This is a genomic window from Pseudomonas sp. GW821-FHT07G06, from assembly GCF_058986625.1.
In genome coordinates, this window is sequence record NZ_JBYSVW010000009.1 from 38,598 (window position 1) to 50,401 (window position 11,804).

Below are 11,804 nucleotides of genomic sequence, written 5' to 3' on the forward strand. Positions count from 1 at the left end.
AAAGCGTCGCGATATACCCCGCCAATCGATGGGACTGGTAGAATCGCCGCCGGTTCACATGAGGTTTTTCCATGCACGATCCCCACAGCGAGCGCATGAGTGGCAGCGAGACCCGCGCGGCAAGCGGTCTGGCCCTGGTGTTCGCCTTCCGTATGCTTGGCATGTTCATGGTGTTGCCGGTACTGGCAACCTATGGGATGGATCTGGCCGGAGCCACGCCGGCCCTGATCGGTCTGGCGATTGGTGCTTATGGCCTGACCCAGGCAGTTTTCCAGATTCCTTTCGGGTTCATTTCCGACCGCATCGGCCGTCGCCCGGTGATTTACCTGGGCTTGATCGTCTTTGCCCTCGGCAGTCTGCTGGCCGCCAATGCCGATTCGATCTGGGGCGTGATCGCCGGGCGAATCCTGCAGGGTGCCGGGGCGATTTCCGCCGCGGTCATGGCCTTGCTGTCCGACCTGACCCGCGAGCAGCACCGGACCAAGGCCATGGCCATGATCGGCATGACCATCGGCCTGTCGTTTGCGGTGGCCATGGTCGTCGGCCCGCTGTTGACCCGTGCGTTCGGGCTGTCCGGGCTGTTCCTTGCCACCGGCGGCATGGCGCTGTTCGGCATCGTGATCGTGATGTTCATGGTGCCGCGCTCCACCGGTCCGTTGCAGCACCGTGAGTCCGGTGTCGCGCGCCAGGCGTTGATCCCGACCCTCAAGCATCCGGACCTGCTGCGCCTGGACCTGGGCATTTTTGTCTTGCACGCGATGTTGATGTCCAGCTTCGTCGCCTTGCCCCTGGCGCTGGTCGAGAAAGCCGGGCTGCCCAAAGAGCAGCACTGGTGGGTGTACCTGACCGCGCTGCTGATTTCTTTCTTCGCCATGATCCCGTTCATTATCTACGGCGAGAAAAAACGCAAAATGAAACGTGTTTTACTCGGCGCCGTCGTGACGTTGATGCTCACTGAGCTATTCTTCTGGCAGTTCGGCGACAGCTTGCGGTCTCTGGTGATCGGTACGGTGGTGTTCTTCACTGCGTTCAATCTGCTGGAGGCTTCATTGCCGTCGCTGATCAGCAAGGTTTCACCGGCAGGCGGCAAGGGCACGGCGATGGGGGTTTATTCCACCAGCCAGTTCCTCGGCTCGGCACTGGGGGGAATCCTCGGTGGCTGGCTGTTCCAGCATGGCGGTCTGTCGGTTGTGTTCCTCGGATGCGCCGGTCTGGCTGCCCTCTGGCTGGCCTTTGCTGTTACCATGCGCGAACCTCCCTACGTCACAAGCCTGCGCTTGCCGTTGTCGCCCGAGGCGATCCGCGAAGCGGGTCTGGTCGAGCGCCTGAAGGCGGTCGTAGGGGTAACAGATGCAGTCATCGTCGCGGAAGAGGCGGCGATTTACATCAAACTGGACACCGAACTATTGGATCGCACCACCCTTGAGCGCCTGGTGAACAACCCGGCCGGGGCAGCGTGCGTAGCCTAGGAGAACGTTATGGCCCGTGGGGTTAACAAAGTCATATTGGTCGGCACTTGCGGCCAGGATCCCGAAGTTCGCTACTTGCCTAACGGTAACGCCGTGACCAACCTGAGTCTGGCGACCAGCGAACAGTGGACCGACAAGCAAACCGGTCAGAAAGTCGAAAAGACCGAATGGCACCGTGTGTCGATGTTCGGCAAAGTGGCGGAAATCGCCGGCGAATACCTGCGTAAAGGTTCGCAGGTGTACATCGAAGGCAAGCTGCAGACCCGCGAGTGGGAAAAAGACGGTATCAAGCGTTACACCACCGAAATCGTGGTCGACATGCAAGGCACCATGCAACTGCTGGGTGGCCGTCCACAGGGCGACCAGCAGGGCCAGGGCGGCGGTAACAACTACCAGCAATCCGCTCCGCGCCAGCAGGCTCCGCGTCCACAGCAGTCGGCGCCGCAGCAGTCGCGCCCGGCTCCACAGCAGGCGGCTCCTCAACCGGCTCCGGATTTCGACAGCTTTGATGACGATATCCCGTTCTGATTCTTTCAGCGAAGAATAGAACCTGAAAAAGCCCGGCCTCCCTATGGATGCCGGGCTTTTTTGCATTTTTACCAAGGCATTCCTCGCCGGGATCGAGGACCGTCCAGCCGTCAGCGCGCAGTGATACTCTGCTATGGGTCCAGACCCTGTGCAGAGTTGCCCTATGGATCGCCTGTCTACGTTGTTGTCACAGTTCGGAGTGCGCGCGCACCTGTTTTACAGCGGCAAGCTTTGCGGCGTGGCGTCCTACGATGGCGCCGACCAGCGCGGCCATATTCACCTGTTGCAGGCCGGCTCTGTCACGTTGAAAGGCCTGGGGAGGAGTGAGTTGTTGCTCACTCGCCCCAGCCTGATTTTCCTGCCGCGCCCCAACCGACATCAGCTCATCGCCAGTGACACTGAAGGTGCTCAGCTGTTATGCGCGTCGATGCTGTTCGATGGCGGCGCCAGTAATCCGATATCTGCTTCGCTCCCCGATCTTCTGATATTGCCTCTGGATGAGCTGCCGTTGCTGGCCGACACCCTGAGATGGCTGTTCGGTGAAGCTGGCGCCGGGCATTGTGGCAGGGAGGCGGTGCTTGATCGTTTGTTCGAACTGTTGATCATCCTGCTGCTCCGGCATTTGCTTGACCACCAGCAGTTGAGCACTGGAATGATGGCCGGGTTGGCCGACGTGCGGCTGTCGCGCTCGTTGATTCAGATGCACAACCAACCTCAGCGGGCCTGGTCAGTGGCCGAGTTGGCGAATGAATCGAACATGTCCCGCGCCGCTTATGCGGTGCATTTTCGCGCGGTTCTGGGGCAAACACCGCTGGATTATCTTTTGAGCTGGCGTATCAGCCTGGCGCAGAAGCGCCTGCGGGAGGGGCGGCCGATTACGCTGATCGCCGATGAGGTGGGCTATGAAAGTCCGTCGGCGCTTGCCCGTGCGTTTCGCCGCAAGACCGGCTGCAGTCCACGGGACTGGATGAAGTCCCTGGCGGCTGAGGGCGGCGTACTGGCTGAGGATGACGATGACCTGAATGCATTGAGCTGATTCAGGCCATCGGCGGATGAGGTTGTCAGCTCAAGGAGTTTCCAGTCTGGTCAGCGAATGGCCCGCCACGAACAGGGAGGCGGCAAGCAAGCCGATGTCCTTGAGCAGGAACTGGCCTGGCGCGACCGTAATGGCTGGGAAACCAAGGCCTGGCTCAATCACTCCGGGCGTCGAGAACATAAAGCTCAAGGTGGTGAAGAATAACCCGGCAGACAAGGCACCTCCGATCAAGGAAAGCTTTGGTGACAGCAGGCGGCCTGCAATCAGTACACCGATGGAAATCTCCAGGACACCGAGCAAACTGGAAAACAGATCGACACTGATAAGGTCATAGACCCAACCCAGGAAAGGGCTGTTGCTCACCAGAGGCACCAGTCCCTCTGCTTCATAGTGAGTAAATTTCATTCCGCCGAACCAGAAGTAGATAACGGCAAGGGCAAAGTAAATGCCGTAGGTCCCGATCGCCATGGTGGTGAGTCCGAGGGATGTTTTTTTCGACAGGCTGTCAGTGCTGATATTCATGCTGTTCATTGTTCAGGCTTCCAGTGAGTTATCCAGAAAGTGGCATGGGTGAAAGCAACATCCCCGGCGTATGCGTAGGGAGTGGAGTGATTGTTGGCTTTGGCATGACTTTCCAGGGTTCTGGCGGTATTGCGTTCGATGCAGATCGTCCAGACTCACTGGCAATAAAATGCCCATGGCATGTGAGGCCATGGGCTTTTTCATTTTTGCTGTCTCGTCCTGAATGAGGTTTACACCTTTTGGCTTCCTATCAGGAACTCGTCGGCCGACACCACGCTGGCATACGCAAATGCCAGGGACGCCATGAACGCCGCATGAACCTGGGCCGCCGGCACCGTCACGCCATTGAATTCCAGGTCGCGAGTGGCGCAGGCGTCGTGGATCACGGTCACCGTGTAGCCGAAGTCCGCCGCCGCACGGGTGATGCCGTCGACGCACATGTGGCTCATGCTGCCCACGATCACCAGTTCCTTGATGCCTTGCTCGTCGAGGATCGATTTCAGCTCGGTTTCGCGGAACGAGTTGACGAAGTGCTTGAGCACCACCGGTTCGTCTGCACGGTTGATCACTTTGGGGTGCAGCTTCGCGCCTTCGGAGTTCGGGGTGAAGAACGGCGCCTCTGCGGAGGTGAATTCGTGGCGGATATGCACCACCGGATCACCGGCATCACGGAAGGCCTTGATCAGGCGGACGGCGTTGTCGGCGGCGGCATCGGCGCCGACCAGTGGCCACTTGCCTTGGGGGAAGTAGTCGTTCTGGATATCGACTACGATGAGCGCTTGCTTGGCCATGACTGTTTCCTCGAAGTGTGTTTGGGTGTGGAATGAAGTATTGGCGCTGGCAGGCGGTCCGGGGATTGGCCGCACCGACAATAAGAGGGGGAAAACTGACAATGGATGCAGAAAGGGCAATCGCCGAGCTCGGTGTGCTGATCTATCCTGGCGCGCAGATGGCGGCGGTGCATGGCTTGACGGACTTGTTCGGGGTGGCGAACCGGATCGCCGCCGAGCATCAGACTGCGCAACTGCCCCTGCTGCGGGTCAGCCATTGGCAGGTCGAGGGTGATCAGTCGCCGGACCGGGTCTTCGACAGCCATCCCGGCCCGGAGCGTGCCCTGGTGGCCGTGTTGATCCCGCCATCGATTGCCGGTTTTTCCGAGGGCCAGGCGCCACAGGGCTTGATCCGTTGGTTGCGCGAGCAACATGCCGGCGGCGCGACACTGGGCGGGGTTTGCGTGGGCTCGATCCTGTTGGCTGAAAGCGGTCTGCTCGACGGTCGCAGCGCCACCACCCACTGGACTTCGGCCAAGAACTTTGCCGAACGTTATCCGGCGATACGGCTCAAGGCCGATACTCCGATTGTCGATGACGGCGACCTGATCACCACCGCCGGGCTGATGGCCTGGTCTGAACTGGGTTTGCGCCTGGTCAACCGGCTGCTGGGACCGAGCATCGCCACCGGTACCGCGCGTTTTCTGGTGGTGGAACACAGTGACAGCGCCAGCGAGTGCGGCAGCAATTTTGCGCCGATCCTCAGTCATGGCGATGCGGCGATTCTCAAGGTGCAGCACTGGTTGCAAAGCACCGGGGCGACCGATGTATCGCTGGCAGCGATGGCCGAAAAGGCAGGGCTGGAAGAGCGCACCTTCCTGCGACGCTTCCGCGCGGCTACCGGGCTCAAACCCACCGAATACTGCCAGCATCTGCGAGTCGGCAAGGCCCGGGAAATGCTCGAATTCACCAACGGCACCATCGACCATATTGCCTGGACCGTGGGTTATCAGGACCCCGGCGCGTTTCGCGCGACATTCAAGAAAATCACCGGGCTGGCGCCGAGTGATTATCGGATGCGGTTTGGGGTGAGCCCTGGATCGGTTGCACGGTAGTCGCATCGCCCCCGATCTCCTGTGGGAGCGAGCTTGCTCGCGATGAGGGCATGACATTCAACATTGATGTGTCTGGAACACCGCTATCGCGAGCAAGCTCGCTCCCACAGGGTCGGGTGTGCGGGCTGGAGTCGTGCAAAATGCCGGAGTATCAAAGGGTATCGTGCAGAATAAAACAGGCCCCATGCCATCACTTTGTACGCAACGGGCTGATTTAAAACCCCTCTTTCCGTAACGGGCCTTGGCCTGATCCCTGCACCCCTTCAACTACATTCATCAAGCGTCGATTGAAGGGGGATGCATGACCCCAACAAACCGCAAGAAACTGGTGGTTGCCCATTCGGTACGCGCCGACGCGCCGCTGCACGAAGTCGAGACAAACCGTGCGCTGGCGCGCTGGCTGGCGCAGATAATGGGACTCAAGTACGGCGGCAGTTTCGATCCGCAATTGCACGACGGTCGGGACCTCTATCTGTTGCCGACCCAGACGCTGGTGGGTGCTGCGGCTGCCCGGCAACTGGGGGTCAAGGGGCCGGAGGATTTGTGGGGGGGGTATGTCGACCATGATTTCATCTGCACCAAAGCCATCAGTCATGGGCTGCTCAACCACCATGCCCATGCGCCGGCAGGCTGGGCTCCATTGTTTTCCCAGCGGGTACGCAGCGTCGTACTCGACGGTCTCAGCGTGTTCTGCCTGAAGGATGCTCGCCCGGCGGCGGAACATCTGTTGTACACCGGGCCGATCCGCCTGAAGCCGATACACGCTTGCGCCGGACGTGGTCAGGAAGTGATCCAGAACCTCGACGAGTTCGATGAAATCCTGGCCAGGCCCGAGGCTGACGCGACCTTCACCGAAGGCGTGGTGCTGGAACAGGATCTTGATCAGGTGATTACCCACAGCGTCGGCCAGAGTTTCATCGGCGACAAGGTGCTGAGTTACTGCGGTGATCAATACTTGACCAAGGATGCAGAGGGCGAGGAGGTGTATGGCGGCTCGAACCTGTTGGTGGTGCAGGGTAGCTATGACGATTTACTGAAGCTGGACCTGGCCGATGACGTGCGGATGGCTATCAAGCAGGCGCAGGTGTTCGACAGCGCCGCGGATGAAGCCTATCCGCGTTTCTATGCGTCACGGCGCAACTACGACATCGCTCAGGGCATCGATAGCGACGGCAAACAGCGCAGCGGCGTGCTCGAACAATCCTGGCGCATGGGCGGTGCCAGCAGTGCCGAGGTGGCGGCTTTGCAGAGTTTCGTCAACGATCCGGGAATGCGCGCAATTCGTGTGTCTTCGGTGGAAACCTACATCGATCAGCCGCTGCCGACAGATGCCATCGAGGTGTACCGCGGGCCGGCGCAAAGCAGTGACTTTCTTCTCAAGTACGTAACGGTTCAATCCTATGACGGCTAGAAGCGAATCCATTCAGATCGACATCGATAACGAACAGATGAGCGGGACTTTTCTGAGCCCCAAATCGAAAGTGCCTGGCGTACTCTTCGTGCACGGTTGGGGCGGCAGTCAGGAGCGGGACCTGGAACGCGCCAAAGGCATCGCCGGCTTGGGTTGTGTATGCCTGACCTTCGACCTGCGCGGACACACCGGCGGCACAGGCATTCCATTGTCCCGGGTGACTCGCGAAGACAATCTGCGCGACCTGCTGGCAGCCTATGACCGCTTGCTCGCGCACCCGGCCCTCGATACCTCGGCGATTGCCGTGGTCGGTACCAGTTATGGGGGTTATCTGGCCTCGATTCTGACTTCGCTGCGGCCGGTGCGCTGGCTGGCGCTGCGGGTGCCGGCGCTGTACCGCGACGAGCAGTGGCACACGCCGAAACGCGACCTGGACAAGCTGGATCTGCGTGATTACCGAGGCACCCTGGTGCGGGCCGACGGCAACCGGGCCTTGCATGCCTGCTCGCAATTTCGCGGGGATGTCCTGCTGGTGCAGTCCGAGACCGACGACTATGTGCCCCACGCGACGATCATGAGCTACCGGGCCGCCTGCCAGCAGACGCACTCAATGACCCACCGCATCATCGACGGCGCCGACCACGCCTTGAGCGACCCGGTTTCCCAGCAGGCCTACACCTCGATCCTTGTCGACTGGATCACCGAGATGGTGGTCGGGGAGCGGTTGAGCATTATTCAATCCCAGTGATTTACGGTGTGCCTGCGGACGCCTTCGCGGGCAAGCCCGCTCCCACAATGTCTGCAGGTGTTCACAAAGAATGTGTTCATCACCGATCAACTGTGGGAGCGGGCTTGCCCGCGAAGGCGTCCGCAAACACCCCCCCAAATCATTTGGGTTTCCTGGCAATCCGCAACGACTTGGCCTTGGCCTCCACCAACAGGTACATCACCAGGGTAATCAACAACGGCAGGATGAAATAAATCGCCCGATAGGCCAGCAGCCCGGCCACCAGGCTGCCGCGCGAAACCTCGTGTTGCAGCAGCGCCACGAACACCGCCTCGAGCACGCCGAGCCCGGCCGGGATGTGGGTGATGACCCCGGCGATGGCGCTGATCAACAGCACGCCCAGCACCAGTGGATAGTCCAGTTTGCTCGGCAGCAAGGTGAAGATCACCGCCGCCATCAGCGACCAGTTCAGCGCCCCGAGGGCCAGTTGCAGCACTGCCATGCGCAGGGACGGGAGGTCGATTTCGATGCCGCGAATCGCCCACTCCCGACGTTTGGCAAACTGGCACGCCGCCAGGTAGCCGGCGCTCAACAGCAACAACAAGACCCCCACGCCTTGCAGCGCACTGCTGCTGAGCTTCCAGCCCGGCGGCATGCGCACCAGCCCGCTGCTGAACACGGCGCCGGCAATGACCATGTAGCCGAACCAATTGGTCGCCAGGCTCAGGCCAAGGATCTTCGCGATGTTGCTCTTGCTGACCCCGAGCCGCGAATACAACCGGTAGCGCATGGCGATGCCGCCGACCCAGGCGCTCAGGTTCAGGTTGAAGGCGTAGCTGATGATCCCCACGGGCAGTATCTGCTTCCACGTCAGGTTCTGGCGGATGTAGGTGCGGCCGATCAGGTCGAAGCAGGCGTATACCAGAAAGCTCACCAGGGTCAGCCCCGACGCAATGATCAGCGTGCGCACCTTGAAATCGGCCAGGTTATCGAACACCTCGTTCCACTCGAGGCGCTGGGCGAGCATCGTGAACAACACGATCAGCATCAGGAAAAACAGCATCGTCAGCGGTCGTTTCCAGCGGCTCCAGTGCGACTTGCCCGGGCTTTTGGCGTCAGTTGCCATGTGAGGCTCAGCGCGGTTCATGGTCAGCGCTCCCGGTCGGAGGGGGGATGGGTTTCAGGCGAGGCTTGTGCGCCGGCAACCAACCGGCCCAAGCCGGGAAATGCCGCAGGAAGTGAAACACCAGAAAACCTATGGTCATGTGCCAGACACGCCCGCGCGGCGCGATGTCGTGAGACATGGCCTTGCAATGGTTGTCGCTGAGGTCTTCCAGGCGATCGAACAGAACTCGATTGAAGCCACGGTCGCGGATCAGCACGTTGGCTTCCAGATTCATCGACAGGCTCAACGGGTCGAGGTTGCTGGAGCCGACGGTGCTCCAGTCTTCATCCACCAATGCGACCTTGCCATGTAACGGGCGGTCGCAATATTCGTAGATCTTCACCCCGGATTTGAGCAGGTAGTCATAGGTCATGCGCGCCGCAAGCTTGGCCACCCGCATGTCTGGCTGGCCCTGCAGGATCAACCGCACATCCACGCCTCGACGGGCCGCGTTGCGGATCTCGCGCAGCAAGCGAAAACCGGGAAAGAAGTAGGCGTTGGCGATCACCACCCGACGCTGCGCCTGGCGCAACACCTGTCGGTAAACCTCCTCGATGTCGGTCTGGTGTTCCCCGTTGTCGCGGTACACCAGACGCACCTGGCCATCGTGATCGCTGAAGGCCAGCTCCGAACGCCGCTGCCGGCGGCGTTGCCACCAGTATTTGGCGTGCGCCGGGCGACCGCATTGCAGCAGGGCAAAGTGATGGATATCGGCCACGGCCGGACCTTGCACCTCCACGGAGTAATCCTGTTTGGCCTCGGGACCGAAATCGGCCAGATGATCGGCAGAGAAATTGATCCCGCCGACGAATGCGACGGTGCCATCCACCACCACAATCTTGCGGTGCAGGCGCCGGAACCAGTTGGTGCGGATGCCCAGGCGTTTCGGTGCCGGATCGAACATTTGCAGGTGCACGCCGGCGGCGGTCAGGGCGGTAAGGAACGCGGTACTCAATTCGCCGCAGCCAAAGCCGTCGAGGCTGACGGTGGTGCGTACACCGCGCTGGGCAGCTTCGATCAGGATCTGCTGCAGCTCATTACCAACCTTGTCCTCGAACAGAATGAAGGTTTCCAGCAGGATTTCACTTTGCGCCCGGCGCAGGGCGTCAAATACCCGGGGAAAATACGCTTCGCCGTTTTCCAGCAACTCGACGCGATTACTGCCTTGCCAGCCGTATTCGACGTCGACCGCTGTCGGCTCACGGATCGGCGGAGCGGGGATGTGATCCAGCGTGGTTTTTTCCATCGACTGGCTGCTCATAACTCGATCTCCACCGACAGTGGTACGTGGTCGGAAAGGTGCGACCAGGGACGGGTGGTCAGCACTTGCGGATGGCTGGCCTTGAGGTTGCGCAGGTAGATGCGGTCCAGGCGCAATGCCGGCAGGCGCGCGGGGAAACTGCGCGCCGGTTTGCCGTGGTGCGCGGCGAAGGCTTCGCGCAGACCGCAGGGTTTGAGCAACGCATCGGCGCGCTGACGCCAGTCGTTGAAGTCCCCGGCGACGATCACCGGGGCATCGGCGGGCAGGGCGTCCAGACGCTGGGCGAGCAGCTTCAGTTGCGCCGTGCGGTGACTTTCGCGCAGCCCCAGGTGCACGCAAATGGCATGCACTTCCTGGCCGTCGCCGGGCAGGCGCAACACACAATGCAGGATCCCGCGGTTCTCGTGACCGCTGATGGACACGTCGAGGTTGTCGTGGCGGATGATCTGGAATTTCGACAACAGCGCGTTGCCGTGATCACCCGCCGGATACACCGCGTTGCGGCCATAGGCGAACTGCGGCCAAAGGGTGTCGGCGAGGAACTCGTATTGCGGCATCGCCGGCCAGTTGGTGTAGCGCTTGGGGTGGTGCTCGTGGGTGCCGTGGACTTCCTGCAAAAACACCACATCGGCAGACACGCTGCGCACCGCTTCACGCAGTTCCGGCAGGATGAAACGCCGGTTGAGCGCGGTGAAACCTTTATGGGTGTTGACCGTCAGTACCGTGAAACGGCTAACGGTCGTATTGATGGGTGTCTGTTCGTCGGTCACACCGACCGGCTCGGGAATGCTCATGGCAACACTCCCTCGGCAGCAGGCTCGCCGGGGGCAGTGGCGAGGTTTTTATCCAGATGAAGACGCTCCAGCAAGTGGCGTGCGTCGAAGGGGGCACGGACTTTGATGTCGTTATCGAAATAGCAGAACACTTCCCGGGAGGTGCGCGCCTTTGGCTTCTGCCGGGGCGCGATCAATTGCGGATCAGCCGGTTGTTGGCCGTGGTGCCAGGCTTCGATTCGTTCGCCCCAGCGTTTCAATGCCTGCGGGGTGTAACCGCTGGCGTAGAGTGCCTCGGCACCATGCAGGCGCAGGTAGACGAAGTCGCTGGTGATGTCTTCGCGGTACGGCCATTTGCCTGCGGTGTCGGCGATGACCAGGGCCGTGTTGTAGCGCTTGAGCAAGCGCACGAACAGCGGATCGACAAAGCTTTCATGGCGGATTTCCACGGCATGATGCAAAGGCTGCTTTTTGTAAGCCTTGAGGCTGGCGTGGCCGTTGACGTGAGCATCGTGCTGGCGGGCGAGGGCGGCAGCCTGCTGGGTATCATGGGGCAGTTGGTCGAGAAAGGATTCGAACAACTCGGCATCGAACTTGAAACTGGGCGGGAATTGCCAGAGGATCGGGCCGAGTTTTTCCTTCAGTTCCAGAACCCCGGAAGCAAAAAAATTCGCCAGCGGCTTGTGGATATCCCGCAGACGCTTGATATGGGTGATGAAGCGTGGGGCCTTGATGCTGAAAACGAAGTCGAACGGGGTTTCGCCGTACCATTGAGCGTAACGTTCGGGCCGCTGCAGGGCATAGAACGATCCATTGATTTCGATGCTGTTGACCGCCCGCGAGGCGAACTGCAATTCGCGCTTGTGGGTCAGCCCCCGGGGGTAGAAATCTCCCCGCCAGGGCGCGTAGCGCCAGCCTGAAATACCGATATGAATCGCCACCATGTCGCCTCCGGTCTGCCTGCCCCTGTCTTAGGGTGACTGCGCGGTGGCGGTGAAAGTTTCGGCGCCGGTACGGACGGTAGAGG

General features: G+C 60.7%; 12 protein-coding genes. 6 read left to right on the plus strand and 6 right to left on the minus strand.

From position 1 onward, the window contains the following. Nucleotides 1-71: 71 nt before the first annotated feature. From AC3WJW_RS16350 to AC3WJW_RS16360, 3 genes are all read left to right on the plus strand, one after another. Nucleotides 72-1,469 carry an MFS transporter gene (locus tag AC3WJW_RS16350; protein ID WP_102701280.1) on the plus strand — a complete coding sequence of 466 codons (1,398 nt, stop codon included), beginning with the start codon at nt 72-74 and terminating at the stop codon, nt 1,467-1,469. A 9-nt stretch (nt 1,470-1,478) separates the two neighbouring features. Then, complete coding sequence (locus tag AC3WJW_RS16355; protein WP_007984430.1) at nt 1,479-1,997, plus strand: single-stranded DNA-binding protein; 519 nt, start codon at nt 1,479-1,481, stop codon at nt 1,995-1,997. Between the two features lie 163 nt (nt 1,998-2,160). Beyond that, the gene (locus AC3WJW_RS16360; protein ID WP_493726677.1) at nt 2,161-3,033 is read left to right on the plus strand and encodes an AraC family transcriptional regulator; all 873 of its coding nucleotides are present in this window, start codon (nt 2,161-2,163) and stop codon (nt 3,031-3,033) included. A gap of 30 nt (nt 3,034-3,063) precedes the next feature. Here AC3WJW_RS16360 and AC3WJW_RS16365 read toward each other — a convergent pair whose 3' ends face one another. Continuing rightward, entirely contained in the window at nt 3,064-3,564 is a 501-nt protein-coding gene (locus AC3WJW_RS16365; RefSeq protein WP_008053863.1) for a YkgB family protein, read from the minus strand. A 221-nt stretch (nt 3,565-3,785) separates the two neighbouring features. Continuing rightward, nucleotides 3,786-4,346, minus strand: a complete 561-nt coding sequence (locus AC3WJW_RS16370; protein ID WP_493726678.1) for a cysteine hydrolase family protein — start codon at nt 4,344-4,346, stop codon at nt 3,786-3,788. A gap of 101 nt (nt 4,347-4,447) precedes the next feature. Between AC3WJW_RS16370 and AC3WJW_RS16375 the strand changes: the two genes are divergently transcribed. The 3 genes from AC3WJW_RS16375 to AC3WJW_RS16385 all read left to right on the plus strand — a co-directional run bounded on the left by AC3WJW_RS16375 (nt 4,448) and on the right by AC3WJW_RS16385 (nt 7,599). Further along, a complete protein-coding gene (locus AC3WJW_RS16375) occupies nt 4,448-5,440 on the plus strand; it encodes a GlxA family transcriptional regulator (protein WP_493726679.1) in 993 nt (330 codons plus the stop codon). A 301-nt stretch (nt 5,441-5,741) separates the two neighbouring features. Continuing rightward, nucleotides 5,742-6,851 (plus strand): DUF3182 family protein, encoded by a 1,110-nt coding sequence (locus tag AC3WJW_RS16380; protein ID WP_493726680.1) that lies wholly within the window; start codon nt 5,742-5,744, stop codon nt 6,849-6,851. Next, entirely contained in the window at nt 6,841-7,599 is a 759-nt protein-coding gene (locus AC3WJW_RS16385) for an alpha/beta hydrolase family protein (protein WP_493726681.1), read from the plus strand. Before AC3WJW_RS16380 ends, AC3WJW_RS16385 begins: the two co-directional genes overlap by 11 nt. A gap of 139 nt (nt 7,600-7,738) precedes the next feature. On the opposite strand, the gene AC3WJW_RS16390 is transcribed toward AC3WJW_RS16385, so the two are convergent. Genes AC3WJW_RS16390 through AC3WJW_RS16405 form a run of 4 tightly spaced genes read right to left on the minus strand, consistent with a single transcriptional unit; the run spans nt 7,739 to nt 11,721 of the window. Further along, on the minus strand, nt 7,739-8,725 hold the full coding sequence (locus tag AC3WJW_RS16390; protein WP_493726682.1) for a lysylphosphatidylglycerol synthase domain-containing protein: 987 nt from the start codon (nt 8,723-8,725) through the stop codon (nt 7,739-7,741). After that, nucleotides 8,712-10,004 (minus strand): cardiolipin synthase ClsB, encoded by a 1,293-nt coding sequence (gene clsB, locus AC3WJW_RS16395; RefSeq protein ID WP_493726683.1) that lies wholly within the window; start codon nt 10,002-10,004, stop codon nt 8,712-8,714. The genes AC3WJW_RS16390 and clsB overlap by 14 nt, the downstream gene beginning before the upstream one ends. Next, nucleotides 10,001-10,798 carry an endonuclease/exonuclease/phosphatase family protein gene (locus AC3WJW_RS16400; protein ID WP_493726684.1) on the minus strand — a complete coding sequence of 266 codons (798 nt, stop codon included), beginning with the start codon at nt 10,796-10,798 and terminating at the stop codon, nt 10,001-10,003. The genes clsB and AC3WJW_RS16400 overlap by 4 nt, the downstream gene beginning before the upstream one ends. Next, nucleotides 10,795-11,721: a DUF72 domain-containing protein gene (locus AC3WJW_RS16405; RefSeq protein WP_493726685.1), complete on the minus strand. Its 927-nt coding sequence runs from the start codon at nt 11,719-11,721 to the stop codon at nt 10,795-10,797. The genes AC3WJW_RS16400 and AC3WJW_RS16405 overlap by 4 nt, the downstream gene beginning before the upstream one ends. Nucleotides 11,722-11,804: the final 83 nt, after the last annotated feature.

What these genes read in the sequence shown, in the direction of transcription:
- AC3WJW_RS16385 (WP_493726681.1), top strand. Translation starts at nt 6,841, where the DNA reads ATGACGGCTAGAAGCGAATCCATTCAGATCGACATCGATAACGAACAG.
- AC3WJW_RS16360 (WP_493726677.1), top strand. Translation starts at nt 2,161, where the DNA reads ATGGATCGCCTGTCTACGTTGTTGTCACAGTTCGGAGTGCGCGCGCAC.
- AC3WJW_RS16390 (WP_493726682.1), bottom strand. Translation starts at nt 8,725, where the DNA reads ATGAACCGCGCTGAGCCTCACATGGCAACTGACGCCAAAAGCCCGGGC.
- AC3WJW_RS16370 (WP_493726678.1), bottom strand. Translation starts at nt 4,346, where the DNA reads ATGGCCAAGCAAGCGCTCATCGTAGTCGATATCCAGAACGACTACTTC.
- AC3WJW_RS16375 (WP_493726679.1), top strand. Translation starts at nt 4,448, where the DNA reads ATGGATGCAGAAAGGGCAATCGCCGAGCTCGGTGTGCTGATCTATCCT.
- AC3WJW_RS16355 (WP_007984430.1), top strand. Translation starts at nt 1,479, where the DNA reads ATGGCCCGTGGGGTTAACAAAGTCATATTGGTCGGCACTTGCGGCCAG.
- AC3WJW_RS16380 (WP_493726680.1), top strand. Translation starts at nt 5,742, where the DNA reads ATGACCCCAACAAACCGCAAGAAACTGGTGGTTGCCCATTCGGTACGC.
- clsB (WP_493726683.1), bottom strand. Translation starts at nt 10,004, where the DNA reads ATGAGCAGCCAGTCGATGGAAAAAACCACGCTGGATCACATCCCCGCT.
- AC3WJW_RS16365 (WP_008053863.1), bottom strand. Translation starts at nt 3,564, where the DNA reads ATGAACAGCATGAATATCAGCACTGACAGCCTGTCGAAAAAAACATCC.
- AC3WJW_RS16405 (WP_493726685.1), bottom strand. Translation starts at nt 11,721, where the DNA reads ATGGTGGCGATTCATATCGGTATTTCAGGCTGGCGCTACGCGCCCTGG.
- AC3WJW_RS16350 (WP_102701280.1), top strand. Translation starts at nt 72, where the DNA reads ATGCACGATCCCCACAGCGAGCGCATGAGTGGCAGCGAGACCCGCGCG.
- AC3WJW_RS16400 (WP_493726684.1), bottom strand. Translation starts at nt 10,798, where the DNA reads ATGAGCATTCCCGAGCCGGTCGGTGTGACCGACGAACAGACACCCATC.